Genomic DNA, 11,783 nt, shown 5'->3' on the forward strand with positions numbered 1-11,783 from the left:
CCCCCGTGAAGAGAACCGCGCCGCCGCCGCCAGCCTTCGGTCGGGCTACGCCCTCCCTACGGCTGGCGGCGGCGGCCAACTTGCCTGACGGTGCCGGTCAAGATGGTTGTCGCCCACCAGCCATACCGCGGTTTGGCAAACCGAGCGCAGCTGCCAAGCTGTAGGTTGGCAGACTGGACCTTCGGGACATCAGCCTCGGTCAAGCTCCTGTCCGAAGGACCAAGGTCTGGTTCCGGCGGCACGCCGGGAGGTGCACCGCTGCGACCTTCGGTAACCACCGCAAGTCGTAGCCGTCTCTCAACCCAGCGTCTTCAGATCTCACACCCCTTGGGGCTAGTCCCTCAGTTCTTTGGAAATGGTGAGATAGAAGCGTCCATAACGCTGGAAAAGCATTCTCATCAAAGAAACCTGTAGATGTCTCTTTGAAAATCTGTCACTTTAGGCATCATGGACACCGCAAGGTCACAGAATCTGAAGAAAGTGCTCGATGCCGTACCCGCCGGGTATCTGGTCGATGCGGCATGGCTCGTCTCGCAAGGCATCGCCTATGAGAGCTTCCGTGACTATGTGAAACGCGGCTGGCTGGAGCGCATCGCACGCGGTGTCTTCCGCCGGCCAGTCCCGAATATGCAGGCGTCCAACAGCATCGACTGGAAGACCTGCATCCTTTCGATGCAACATATCATGGGTCATGATTTGCATGTCGGGAGCACGACGGCACTCGGTGAACAAGGACATGCCCATTACCTCCGCCTGGGGGAAAGCGCTCCAGTCTGGGTCTACGGGGACAAGGTCCCGAACTGGCTGATCAAACTGCCGACGGATGCCCCGATCAATATCCGCCCCCGTTCCTTGTTCACCGATCAGAAGCTGGGTGAGATCGAGGGCAAAACGACAGGCCAGCCATGGGACTGGGGTCTGACAATGTCGACGCCGGAGCGCGCAATCCTGGAAGCCATGGACGAGTTGCCCCACCATGAGAGTTTCCACACGCTCGACATGGTCTTCGAGAGCCTGACAACCCTGCGCCCAAGGCTGATTTCCGACCTCCTACAAGCGTGCCAGAAGATCAAGGTAAAGCGTCTGTTCTTCGTCTTCGCCGACCGCCACGATCATCCCTGGCGCAAACGGATCGACCCGCAGGCCTTCGATCTCGGAAGCGGTGACCGAGCCCTAGTCCGAGGTGGCAAAATCCACCCGCGCTATCGGATCATGGTGCCGGAAGATTTCGTGAAACCGGAGGTCGACAGTGGCGCGTGAGACCTATGAAGCCCAGGTTGCACTGCTGGTGCGCGTTCTGCCACATGTCGCGGACGAGAACGTCTTCGCGCTCAAGGGCGGGACGGCCATTAACCTCTTCTACCGCGACCTGCCACGGTTGTCGGTCGACATCGACCTGACCTATCTTCCGATCAAGGACCGCGCCGAGAGCCTGGACGAGATCAATGCCGCGATGGATCGCATCGCGGCCGCCATCGAGACCGGCATTCGCGGCGCGAAATCTCAGCGCATCCAAGGGGGCGGCGGCGGGGCCACGCGGCTGCTGGCACGCTTTGGGAATGCCGAGATCAAGATCGAAACCTCGCCTGTGACCCGTGGCGTCGTCCACGACCCGGAGATCCGGACCGTCTCTGCAGCCGTGGAAGATGCCTATGGCTATGCCGAAATGCAGATCGTCTCGTTCGAGGACCTGTTCGCTGGCAAACTGCACGCTGCCCTCGACAGGCAGCATCCACGGGATCTCTACGACGTCACGCTCCTCTACGAAAACGAAGGCCTGACGCAGGACCTCTTCCAGACCTTCCTGATCTATGTCGCCAGTTCGCCGCGCCCGGCGCATGAGCTGCTCGATCCGAACCTGATCGATCTCGAGCAACCCTACGCGCGGGAATTCGAGGGCATGACCAGAGCACCCGTCCCTCTCGATACGCTTCTGGCGACGCGCCTGAAGTTGGTCGCCGATCTGCAATCGAGGCTCGATGACAAGGCGAGGCAGTTCCTCCTGACGCTTCAGGACGGCGAGCCTGACTTCGCGGCGATCGACCGCTCGCAAGCCGCTGACCTACCGGCCGTGAAGTGGAAACTCCTCAACCTGAACAAACTGAAGCGCGACAACCCCGAAAAACATGCCGCGCATCGCGACGCCTTGTTGAAGCTCTTGGGCTGAGCCACGCCCAGCACCGTCGTGAGGGGAGCTTTGCGTTGGCCGTCCTCATCGCGCCGATGGGAGGCGCCGAAGGCGGGTGAACTCAGTCGGCGCTTCCAAGCTCTGTGTTTCGCTGAAATGACCGCGTTTTCGCCCGACGAAAGGCAGAGCGCAGTGCTTCGGTCGGCAAAGGCGGCGAGTCCATCGCTTCAAAGAAGTGCGCATGGTCGATCTGCTTGAGATCGGTGCGGTCAGGGCTTTCAATATCAGGCGTTGCCATCCTTATAGGCCTCCGGGGCAATTACGGTTTTGCGGATTAGCTGACAGCCGCAATCGAGTAGTGCGGTGTCCCATCCCAAACAAGATCCCAAGACGCGCCCGGACGAACGTTCTGAATTGCGTGGGGCTCGAAGCAGACCAGGCAATTCCCGCCCGGTGCAGGAGCCCGGACCGAAGGGTAAATCAGGCCCTTGGATCCGCCCCGACGCAGATGCTGTGCCAGGCTTTGGCCCTCGGGATACCCGACAGCCGGATCCGGATGCAGCGCCGGATGACCTGCCTCATCGGTCATGTCGTTGAAGACGCCGATGAAGTCAGCCAGCAATTCCACATAGCGGGCGCTGTCGTGGAAGCTGCCGGTAAAGCCGAGTTCGCGTGTGCGGTGCCAGGCCACTTCGCTGACAGAAACCATCACATCCCATGCGCAGTACCAAGCGCCGCGCTCCTCGGCGTTGAAGCGGTTTCCGCCGGCGCGGGTGTAAGTGAAGGCTGCGTTGACGTGACTGTCCCCATAGATGCGCAGATCGCGGCTACGGCGTTGCCAAGCGAGTTCGCGCGGGTCCAGATGTGGGTTGCGCCCGCGTTCGGCCTGTAGACGTCCACTGGTCAGGCCCTCGATCTCTGCCAAGATCTCCATCTCGTCATCGGTATCGACGAGACCGCGCAGGGATGGCGGCTTGTGGTAGGTGGCAGGCAGGAGACGAACGAGACCGCGATCTGAAACCTCGGTCTGCTTCATGCCCCACCACGCAACGCATCGAGATAGGTCCGCACCGCGAGGATCTGCGGCAAGCCACCTTCGATGGCGGTGTCAACCGGACGGCTGCCCCCGAACAGCGGGCCGGTGTTCGGTCGGGTGAACCAGCTTCGCGCGAGCGGCTCCGAGAAGTAGAGTTCGAGCGACTTGAAGATGCCAATTACAGCGCTGAGCCGCAGCAGTTGGTCCTTGGTGAGCTCCCCGGCGAAATCCGGCTTCTTGGCGCGCTTCCACGTGCTCTCTGACATGTCGGCAAGGCCAGCCGCTTCCTTGAGACTGAGACCCCAAGCATCGGCCACGCGTGCATAAGCTTTCAACGCGACGGCGTTGATCTGTGCGGGTTCCCGGATTTTCTCTGCAACGTACATGGCGTCCTCCATTGGCTTCAATATAGTCCATATGGACTTACGGTAAAGATCAAATGAACCTTGCGCTTTGATCACTGTTACCCGAACCGCCGCCCTCCTTCCGTGAACGTATACTCGTTGACGATGATCCCCTCCTCGATGGCCTCGTCCGAGGTGAGGTGGTCGTATTCGGCTTCAAGCTGGCGGTAGAGCCAGCGGGCCAGATCGCGCAGGGCCTCGGTCACGACTTTTTCCGCGTCCTCGGTCGGCGGCTGCCACGTCGGACTGTCGCGCGTCACGTCCACGGACATGCAGTATTCGTGGTAGTAGCGGCCGCGGTGGCTGGCCTCGGCGGCGAGTTTGTAGAAGTTTCGCCGCTGGATGGCCTGCAGGCGGTCGGCGATGCCGTGCAACGTCGCGTCCTTGGGCGCGTAGTCCCGAATGCGCGCGGCCGCGCCCTTGGCGTGGGACCAGTATCCTTCGAAACAGGCCCCGTCGCCCTGACTCCAAAACCCGGAGAACCAGATGCAGGGCTTTTGGCGCGTCCCGCCGCTCATCAGGCGGACGGGCGTGGTCTTCAGGCTGATGCCGAGTATCTCGCAGACCCGCTCGAAATCTTCATAGACCGCGTCCCACCAGTCGTCGTGCGGGCCCAGTTCGCGATACCAGCTGCGTGCCTCTTCCTTGGCCGCTTCCGAAAGCTCGGAGAACTGGTAGACGGTTGTGCAGATGACCTCAGGCATCGACGTCCTCCCCGTTCAGCGCCTCGACCAACCATTCTTGCGTGCTGGACCAGCCGATGGATTTACGAGCGCCAAGATCGATGGCATGCGCACCGCCGCCAAAGGCGTCGAGCCGCGGCCGGGAGCAGGTCAGAGCATACTGGAACCCCCAAAGGCCGGTGAGGTCGAGGTCTTCGGCGAGCCGCAAGACGAAGCGGATGACGGCTTCGACATCGCCGTGTTCGTCGTCATGGATCCAGAGGCTGCTGCCCTCGGGGGCATCCTGGTGCACGAGATCGAAGCCAGCGACATCTGGGTCGTCAGCGTCCTGATCCGCAGCGCGAAGTTCCTGAAACAGCACGAGCGCGCGGGCGGCCTTGTCGGGGGTGCCGACGTCGAGCAGGCATGAGAAGTGAGTGAAGTAATCCGCCATGGGGACCTCCTGAATGGGGAAAACCCGGCCGAGAGGCCGGGCATTGTGTTGGAATGAATGGGTGGTTGGGGGCGATCAGCCGGTGAGACTGTCGCCCGCCGCCCGTCGTTCGGCATGCGCGCAGAGCATCTGCCGGTAGAAACGCTTGCGCGCGGTCCGGAGGCCGCAAACAGCGCGCGTGTCGGGGTGCAGCGCCCGGACCGCCGCGCGAACCACTGCCAGTCGCGAAGCGGCCGACGGCAAGCCAAGACGTCGATAAGTGGGATCGGTCATGTCACATGACCTCGACTACGGGCGAAGCGAGATACGGATCGACCTGTGCCTCGATCCGTTCGGTCCGACCCATCCAAGGCTCGGGCCGAATGGCCTTCACCCAATCGGCGAAGCTCGGGATGAAGCCGAGGTCCTCCTTAACATGCTGCTCGCCGACCCAGCGGGTCGGGATGACGCGCCCGGTCGAGAGCGTGAGGGTCGGGCCGAAAATCGTCTCGGCCATGAAGATGCCCTCGGCATGGTGGCGGAGCGCGCGGTGCCGAAAATCGGCGGTGATCTCCTTGCTTTGGTCGAACCATGTATGCACCGCGATGAAATCATCGACCGTGCCGCCCCATTTCTTCACCGAGGACTGGGCGTGGTGATAGGGATGTGCCATCGCCGCCCCCTCAGAAATCGTGCGTGTAAAGTTCGGACGAGGTGAAGCGCTCGTTGAACTCGAGGTGGATGCAGCGGGCGGCCGCGTCGAAGCAGAACTCGCCCCAGGCGCCGTCGTTGTTCTCCCAACCGCCATGGGTGTCGGAGAGGAAGTCGTAGGCCAGCTGCTCCACGACATCTTCGAGCGAAAGCGCCCGCATCTCGACCTCCGGGTCGTCCCAGGTCAATGCGGCATAGGCGATCTCGGTCTTGGGGAAAACAACCTCGGTATCGCCAGCGTAGGCTTCGATGCTTTCAACCTGGCCGCTATCGCCATAGCCGTCGAAACTCACGGACACATGGGTGATGCCCGCGGCAGTCAGGCCATCGAAGAGGCGCTCCTTGTTGGCCGGACGCAAAGCTGCGATCCGCGCGTCACGCTCGGACTGTCGAGCCAGCACGGTAGCGAAATCAATCCTGGACGGCGCCATAGGCGCGGCCAGGGTGGGTTCGATCTTGGACATTGGAAACTCCGGAATGAGGAAAGGGATCTGAACCCCGAGGCTCTCTCTCGTCCTCGCAGGCTCACATGCTCCCTGCCCTTCTCTGACTCTCGGGCGTCACGCCGCGATCTGCAGGGCGCGAGACGCGAAGACACGCCAGAGCGGATCGACAAGACGGGCATCGAGAAGGTCGGCGTGATGCCGCAGCCGTCGCGCGAGGCCATGTTCATGCCACTCGGCCGCCCTCATGGCCTGCGCGCGGGTCTGGCTGGCCTCTGACACGACGGCGCGGGCTTCGGCGGCACCCGAGACCGGGTGGCACCATGCGACCCCGCCATCACAGGTAGCTCCGGCCAGAACGAGACGCCCCTTCCGATCGAGGATTGCCAGGATGCGCGGAGCGTCTTCAGGTGTGATGTCTTCGGCGCGAACGATTGCCCCCTGCATGGCCTCGGCCAGCGTGGCAAACCGCTCCAGTACCTTGGGGTGTGCCTGCCCGGACATGAGAGCTGCGGGCGCATGGCAAGCCGTCGTGAGTGCGAACGGCAAGTCTTGATCTGCAAAAACGGTCAGGAGGCTCGGCGGCAAACCTGTGTTCTGCGTTTCCGGCTGAGTTTGGAGAGGAAGGTCGAACATGGGCATATCTCCGACGGTGCGGAGAGCCTCTCTCCCCGCTTCAAACCGTCAAAGACCAAACCGCCCCCTCGGACTCTCTGTCGCTGATCGGGCCGATCATTTCGGCGTTGGTAAATCGCCCCATCGAACCCGCAAGTAGCGCCCTTCGCGCTTTGGAAGATCTTTTCGGTCGATCATCCGACCCGAGACCTGAAAATCCTCGTTGATCTTTACAACCAAGAGCTTGTTGAAATGCCCATTTGTATCGACCACAACCACATCCTTTGTCTTGAATGGCGTAATGGTCTTGACCTCGACATGATCATTGCCAAGTCTTCCGTCAGCACCCTGGGCATAGGTCTTGTTCAGCTTGATACCGTACGTGATAGCACCGAACAGCTCACCGATATCGCCGTAGACAGAGAGGTGAAGGCCGGTCTCGAGGTGATAGCTTTCCGCGAGGGACAGGAGATCCTCAAAATATGGGATCATAGACCTGATCGCGTTCGGGTATTTAGCGCCCCACTCCTTGTAGCGAAGCTGCTCGTCGATTTCCGACCAGGTAACCCATTCGCCGTCATCATAAAATGCACGATCTGACCAATCAATTTCTTCCATACGCGTACTTCCAACACCTAAACGTGTCGGGCACAGTAGCAGATCGATGAAACAGGAACGAGACCGGAGGCGATATCGCCTCCGGTCGCCACCTCAACCAACGCGGTCGAGAAGCTTCTTGGCGCGCCCTTCCATATCAAGGCGGGCATCCTGCTGAGTCTTGTCGCGCGCAAGCCGGGTAATGCCCTGTACGAAGTCGAAGATGCTCTCGGGCGGGCGACCTTCCTCCACCAGCACCTTCTCGATGATCTTGCCGGATTCGGCCTTCGAGAAACCCCGTTTGCGCAGGAAATCCGCGCGGTCTTCGTCGCTGCGCGCCACGACCTGCTGCCGCGCGGCCTTGATGCCGTTCACGAAGCCCTGCGGCGAGGAATTGGCAAACCGCGTCAGCGCCGGAGCCGCCTCATGTGCGAAGCGCGAGGCGGCGTATTTCGAGTGGCGGATCTTGATCTCCTGGAAATCCTCGACGCCCCAGAGGTTGCGGTTCTGGCACACTGCCCGCAGGTAAAAGCTCGCCATGCCGAGTGTCTTGGCACCGACCTCGGAATTCCAGCAATAGAAGCCCCGGAAATAGAGATCGGGGGAGCCGTCGGGTAACTTGCCTGCTTCGATCGGATTGCGGTCGTCGACCAGGAACAAGAAGACGTCGCGGTCCGAGGCGTAGAGCGTGGTCGTGTCGCGACTGATTTCGACATCGGGGTTGTAGACCCCGGTCGACCAGTCGAGCACACCCGGCACCTTCCAGCGCGTATCGCCCGTGCCATTGCCCGCGATGCGCTGCACCGCCTCGACAAGCTCGAAGTCATGGATGCGACCGTAGTCGGGACCGGTCACGGCGCGCAGTTCGGTCCGGCCGTCTTCCGTCTCGAAAGTCTTCACCTGCTCGGCGCGGTGGTTGGTCAGGCCGTATTGCAGGTTGATCCCCGCTAGCGGCGCGGGCAACTGCCGCAGGTAGGAGGCCGGCGCGCCGACGATGCTGGAAAGCTGGCCAAAGGCCCAATGCGTGGGCGCGACCGGCTCATGCGCTTTCGGCAGCATCAGGTGCAAGCGCTCGGGGTTATCGCGCGCGGCCTCTACGCGGATGTCCGCCGTCTGCACCACGCGGCTGCGGCTGCGCTCGGAGCGACTCTTCACATTGGCCCAGAGATCGTCGAGCGACAGATACCGCTCGTCATCCGGCCGGTTGAACCATTCGGACGACACCCGCCCGTTCCGCTCGCCCCGGCTGACATCCACTTTCCAGCCACCAGCCCGCGCCGGCTGAACCGGATCCAGAACTTCCACAACGCCCATCAGCTATCTCCCGCGACGGGCGCCGGGAGCCACTCTCCCAGCCCTCAACCCGTCACCGGGAAACCGGCCAACCTCAAACTCTCTCGGGCAAACGGCGCTAAGTCGGAGGCGCCGCACGCCCGCAACTCGCTGGTGTTGACCTGCGTTCAAAAATGGCAGAGGTTAAACAAGGCCTTTCTCGCAGGCCGGTGTGCCCGCCACGCGAAGCTTTGCAGCGATCTTGATTTCGAACAGCAGACTTCATGCCATCGGCGGGTCTGATTAGCAGCGGGCACCTAGTCAGATCCGGCTTGGACATGGATCATGACAGAGAACACTAAGCTTAAGACTTTGAAACTACTGGCGAAGCGTTACGCTAGGGCGACGGGTCAACCACAGCACGTAGCGCTCGACTTTGTTGCCAGTCGAATGGGCTTTGCTCATTGGAATGCGTTGACAGGCAGCGCCAAAGGAGAGTGGGTTCCCTCCGAAGCACAAGTTGCCACGATCAAGGCCTTCGTGGAACGGATCACTTCCTACGAGGGTGCGCCCTTCGACCATATCTTCGGAAGCCCCGATGCCGTCACTCGAGGAGAAGTACGGGGGCATCCATACGAACTGAAAACAATGCTTGGTGACGTCCGCATGGATGGTGAGGGTTGGCAGATCGTGCTGCCAGAAAACCCTTTGGCCGCCCCTCGTGTCGAGATCGACATCAAGCATGCCCAGACCAGTCCGATGAACGATCGCGTGCTACGTGAAGAAGCCATCGGGATTGCGAGGGAATTGATGCAGAGCGTCAAGGCGCGGCGATTGGCCGATTGGCCACGGCGCGCCACAAAGCCGGATGCAGAAGGAAATGTGCGGCACCCGTTCTTGGAGATGGAGGAGTCGAACCTCTGGTACTGCCTTCACTGCAACTCAGAGATCACCGGCCCACAGATCGCTGGAAACCAATGGCACTGCCCCTGCTGCGGCGCATCACCAATCAACATTTTTCCAGAAGCCTTCTGGCTGGAAGCGACCGATGAAAAACCAGTGCCAGTCCAATCCCGCGCCGAAAGGCAAGAGATTGAACCCATCGTGTCAATTATAGATCCGCGGCCAAGGCTTGACCTCGACAGTGACCAGGTGACCCATTTGATCCGGGCTGCCCTGTTCGAGGATGCGACCAATGCCAGCGAGCGCATGGGAGCGAGTCTGGCCGAAATCTGGGTTGATGACGATCTCGACGTGGTTGTTTCCTTCGAGGATCACTACTGGCCCGAGGACAAGGAGCCGACTGCTGCGATCGAAGTGGCCGCACTGCTTGGAATCGAGATTGAGTTGGAAGTTACTTGGTCGGGTCCGTTGTTCGCATGGCCCGGTTTGGGCACCGTGACCCAGAGCACGGCCGAATATACGCGTTTGATGCTCGACGCGTATCGCAGTCACGGCGCGACCAGAACCAAAGACGAAATTTAGCTCGTGCGCACGTTGAACAATTAGCCGCATTCAAGGCGCTCAGCACCGGAAGGCAAGCGTGGATGCCTTTTCCAATGGCCCGAAGAGACTTTTAGCCCGGCGGTTTAACCCGCCGGGCTGAGGGGGAGACCCCGCTCCTCAGAACGGGATCTCATCGTCGCGGTCGACCAGCTCGGGGTTTTCGTTCTCGGCCGACTTCGGACGGCTCAGGAAGTCGACCTTCTCGGCGATGATCTCGCAGCCGTAGCGGTCGTTCCCCATGCTGTCGATCCACTTGGTGTAGTGAATGCGGCCGTGGACGAGGACCTTCATCCCCTTTTCGCAATGCTCGGCGACCGTCTTGCCGAGACCGTTGAAGCAGGTGATGCGGTGCCATTCGGTGTCCATGACCCGGTAGCCGTTTTCGTCGCGCATCACACGGCCTTCCGAGAGGCGGGGACGCGAGGTGGCGAGGCTGAAGTTGGTGATTTTGGTGCCGCTCTGGGTGGTGCGGACTTCGGGGGTCTGACCGATGTTGCCGGCGAGGATGACGATGTTCTGCATGATAAGCTCCTGTTTTTCCTGTCTTCGGGACCGTCCCTTCGACAAGACCCTGAAAAAGCCCGTCGGGTGACGCGTGCACGGTGGACAGCATGGACACCGGACACCCCCAGAGGACCGGGGAGGAGCGGGCAGGACGCCAAAGGCGTCCAACACGGCCCGGACTGACGCGGGGTTGCGCGCAGGAGATCGAACGGGATTAGGGGATTGTCAGTCGAAGGGATGGCCCAGGAGACAGAGAGATACGGGGAGCCCATGCCAGACCATGTCCCCATGCCAATCAGGACTGTTTGACCCAAAGCCCAGCACACCGCTAGCGGCCTAAGTGGCTATCACCAGCTCTCACCCCTGCCCGCGCCTGCCGGGAAATGCAGGGCCCTGCCGCGATGGGATATCGATACCGGGAAATCCAGGACACGAACCGCACTAACGGCTGCTTTCGATCTCGAGGCACTGACGCTTAGCGAGCTGAAAAAGATGCAGAAGGACGTCGCTGAGGCGATCTCTACATTCGAGGATCATCAGAATGCGGAAGCCCGCGCCAAGGTGGAAGCCTTCGCCCGGGAACTCATTTACCTCCTTGCCAAACTCGTCGGCACTGAGACGAAAACCTCGCGGGCTGTTGCGGCTACGCAATACCGGAAGCCTGAAAGTCCGTCGCTCTACAGGTCCGTCGAGGGTGCGATCCGCATGATTAGTTTCCGGACTGTATTCCCGCTTTCCTCACGGTTGGGCGTTTCCTCGACCATATGGTCTCCTGCCAAGCGACATTCAGTTGCAAGGCAGAAGAATGGATCAACGAAAAGGAAATAGACATGGCAAACCCTCGTCCGACGAACGGCCCCTCAACCACCGGAAACAAATCGGGTTCTGTCCGCGGAAACAATCCCCCTAAGGGGAAATAAGGAGCCTGTTTCCAGCCTTGTGCAGGATGCACAAAGGTTGCTGCAAAAGGCACCGCCACGACAGCTACTGAAAAACTGATTGGGATGGTGGTTGTGCCGCCATCCCGTTATCGAGGTGCAAAGTGTATTATTCAAAAGACAAAGAGTTGAACAAAGTGATTGCAAAGGAAGTGAAGTCCGGGGCGCGGTATGTCTCAGGAAAGAAGCATGCCAAGCTTTTCTTGGCAGGTGGTGGATTGCTTGTATTCTCCCGAACGCCGAGTGATCGACGGGCGTTTCGGAACGTGAAGGCGGAACTGTCCAGGCTACATCGCCAACAAGCCGAGGTGTGACTTTGACCGACACTCAGCCGATAGCTCAACTCCCGACGTCACACTCCGCACTACTTTGCGCCGTGTCATTGTTTTGCCCGCCCGAATGGCAGCACGCTGAATGAATAGCCCCGGGTTTCTTAGACGCTTTCGTGTCTCAGTTTGTGCTGCTGCTCGAAGTCGACGGGCGACAGCATTCCGTTGCGGGCGTGTTTGCGCTTCGGGTTGTAGAACATCTCAA

Annotated in this window: 15 protein-coding genes; 3 read left to right on the forward strand and 12 right to left on the reverse strand. The window is 60.7% G+C overall.

The window, feature by feature from the left end:
• Window positions 1-447 precede the first annotated feature (447 nt).
• On the forward strand, window positions 448-1,260 hold the full coding sequence (locus I6N89_RS24715) for a type IV toxin-antitoxin system AbiEi family antitoxin domain-containing protein (protein WP_207020916.1): 813 nt from the start codon (window positions 448-450) through the stop codon (window positions 1,258-1,260).
• Window positions 1,250-2,167 (forward strand): nucleotidyl transferase AbiEii/AbiGii toxin family protein, encoded by a 918-nt coding sequence (locus I6N89_RS24720; protein WP_089849781.1) that lies wholly within the window; start codon window positions 1,250-1,252, stop codon window positions 2,165-2,167. The genes I6N89_RS24715 and I6N89_RS24720 overlap by 11 nt, the downstream gene beginning before the upstream one ends.
• Before the next feature lie 82 nt (window positions 2,168-2,249).
• Here I6N89_RS24720 and I6N89_RS24725 read toward each other — a convergent pair whose 3' ends face one another.
• The 11 genes from I6N89_RS24725 to I6N89_RS24775 form a co-directional block, all read right to left on the reverse strand.
• Complete coding sequence (locus I6N89_RS24725; RefSeq protein ID WP_207020917.1) at window positions 2,250-2,426, reverse strand: DUF1778 domain-containing protein; 177 nt, start codon at window positions 2,424-2,426, stop codon at window positions 2,250-2,252.
• Window positions 2,427-2,462: 36 nt separating this feature from the next.
• Entirely contained in the window at window positions 2,463-3,164 is a 702-nt protein-coding gene (locus tag I6N89_RS24730; RefSeq protein WP_018065914.1) for an RES family NAD+ phosphorylase, read from the reverse strand.
• On the reverse strand, window positions 3,161-3,562 hold the full coding sequence (locus I6N89_RS24735) for an MbcA/ParS/Xre antitoxin family protein (RefSeq protein WP_207020918.1): 402 nt from the start codon (window positions 3,560-3,562) through the stop codon (window positions 3,161-3,163). The genes I6N89_RS24730 and I6N89_RS24735 overlap by 4 nt, the downstream gene beginning before the upstream one ends.
• Window positions 3,563-3,627: 65 nt before the next feature.
• Window positions 3,628-4,272, reverse strand: a complete 645-nt coding sequence (locus tag I6N89_RS24740; protein WP_207020919.1) for an antitoxin of toxin-antitoxin stability system — start codon at window positions 4,270-4,272, stop codon at window positions 3,628-3,630.
• Entirely contained in the window at window positions 4,265-4,684 is a 420-nt protein-coding gene (locus I6N89_RS24745; RefSeq protein ID WP_207020920.1) for a hypothetical protein, read from the reverse strand. The genes I6N89_RS24740 and I6N89_RS24745 overlap by 8 nt, the downstream gene beginning before the upstream one ends.
• Window positions 4,685-4,759: 75 nt before the next feature.
• Window positions 4,760-4,957, reverse strand: coding sequence for a hypothetical protein (locus I6N89_RS24750; RefSeq protein WP_207020921.1), 198 nt, complete (start codon window positions 4,955-4,957; stop codon window positions 4,760-4,762).
• 1 nt (window position 4,958) lies between these two features.
• Window positions 4,959-5,336 carry a DUF6915 family protein gene (locus I6N89_RS24755; RefSeq protein WP_207020922.1) on the reverse strand — a complete coding sequence of 126 codons (378 nt, stop codon included), beginning with the start codon at window positions 5,334-5,336 and terminating at the stop codon, window positions 4,959-4,961.
• A gap of 10 nt (window positions 5,337-5,346) precedes the next feature.
• Entirely contained in the window at window positions 5,347-5,838 is a 492-nt protein-coding gene (locus I6N89_RS24760; protein ID WP_207020923.1) for a DUF6878 family protein, read from the reverse strand.
• A gap of 96 nt (window positions 5,839-5,934) precedes the next feature.
• Window positions 5,935-6,453 (reverse strand): DNA repair protein RadC, encoded by a 519-nt coding sequence (locus tag I6N89_RS24765; protein ID WP_207020924.1) that lies wholly within the window; start codon window positions 6,451-6,453, stop codon window positions 5,935-5,937.
• A gap of 96 nt (window positions 6,454-6,549) precedes the next feature.
• Window positions 6,550-7,050 carry a hypothetical protein gene (locus I6N89_RS24770; protein ID WP_007803268.1) on the reverse strand — a complete coding sequence of 167 codons (501 nt, stop codon included), beginning with the start codon at window positions 7,048-7,050 and terminating at the stop codon, window positions 6,550-6,552.
• Window positions 7,051-7,143: 93 nt separating this feature from the next.
• Complete coding sequence (locus I6N89_RS24775) at window positions 7,144-8,343, reverse strand: DUF932 domain-containing protein (RefSeq protein ID WP_207020925.1); 1,200 nt, start codon at window positions 8,341-8,343, stop codon at window positions 7,144-7,146.
• Between the two features lie 303 nt (window positions 8,344-8,646).
• On the opposite strand from I6N89_RS24775, the gene I6N89_RS24780 reads away from it, so the two are divergent.
• A complete protein-coding gene (locus I6N89_RS24780) occupies window positions 8,647-9,786 on the forward strand; it encodes a hypothetical protein (RefSeq protein WP_236016830.1) in 1,140 nt (379 codons plus the stop codon).
• Between the two features lie 138 nt (window positions 9,787-9,924).
• On the opposite strand, the gene I6N89_RS24785 is transcribed toward I6N89_RS24780, so the two are convergent.
• On the reverse strand, window positions 9,925-10,329 hold the full coding sequence (locus tag I6N89_RS24785; protein ID WP_008335991.1) for a single-stranded DNA-binding protein: 405 nt from the start codon (window positions 10,327-10,329) through the stop codon (window positions 9,925-9,927).
• Window positions 10,330-11,783: the final 1,454 nt, after the last annotated feature.

It is taken from the genome of Salipiger abyssi (genome assembly GCF_017311415.1).
Lineage (GTDB): Bacteria > Pseudomonadota > Alphaproteobacteria > Rhodobacterales > Rhodobacteraceae > Salipiger > Salipiger abyssi_A.

Excerpts from the sequence above, each read along its gene's own strand:
- I6N89_RS24715 (WP_207020916.1), top strand. The coding sequence starts at position 448 with ATGGACACCGCAAGGTCACAGAATCTGAAGAAAGTGCTCGATGCCGTA.
- I6N89_RS24725 (WP_207020917.1), bottom strand. The coding sequence starts at position 2,426 with ATGGCAACGCCTGATATTGAAAGCCCTGACCGCACCGATCTCAAGCAG.
- I6N89_RS24730 (WP_018065914.1), bottom strand. The coding sequence starts at position 3,164 with ATGAAGCAGACCGAGGTTTCAGATCGCGGTCTCGTTCGTCTCCTGCCT.
- I6N89_RS24735 (WP_207020918.1), bottom strand. The coding sequence starts at position 3,562 with ATGGAGGACGCCATGTACGTTGCAGAGAAAATCCGGGAACCCGCACAG.
- I6N89_RS24740 (WP_207020919.1), bottom strand. The coding sequence starts at position 4,272 with ATGCCTGAGGTCATCTGCACAACCGTCTACCAGTTCTCCGAGCTTTCG.
- I6N89_RS24745 (WP_207020920.1), bottom strand. The coding sequence starts at position 4,684 with ATGGCGGATTACTTCACTCACTTCTCATGCCTGCTCGACGTCGGCACC.
- I6N89_RS24750 (WP_207020921.1), bottom strand. The coding sequence starts at position 4,957 with ATGACCGATCCCACTTATCGACGTCTTGGCTTGCCGTCGGCCGCTTCG.
- I6N89_RS24755 (WP_207020922.1), bottom strand. The coding sequence starts at position 5,336 with ATGGCACATCCCTATCACCACGCCCAGTCCTCGGTGAAGAAATGGGGC.
- I6N89_RS24760 (WP_207020923.1), bottom strand. The coding sequence starts at position 5,838 with ATGTCCAAGATCGAACCCACCCTGGCCGCGCCTATGGCGCCGTCCAGG.
- I6N89_RS24765 (WP_207020924.1), bottom strand. The coding sequence starts at position 6,453 with ATGTTCGACCTTCCTCTCCAAACTCAGCCGGAAACGCAGAACACAGGT.
- I6N89_RS24770 (WP_007803268.1), bottom strand. The coding sequence starts at position 7,050 with ATGGAAGAAATTGATTGGTCAGATCGTGCATTTTATGATGACGGCGAA.
- I6N89_RS24775 (WP_207020925.1), bottom strand. The coding sequence starts at position 8,343 with ATGGGCGTTGTGGAAGTTCTGGATCCGGTTCAGCCGGCGCGGGCTGGT.
- I6N89_RS24780 (WP_236016830.1), top strand. The coding sequence starts at position 8,647 with ATGACAGAGAACACTAAGCTTAAGACTTTGAAACTACTGGCGAAGCGT.
- I6N89_RS24785 (WP_008335991.1), bottom strand. The coding sequence starts at position 10,329 with ATGCAGAACATCGTCATCCTCGCCGGCAACATCGGTCAGACCCCCGAA.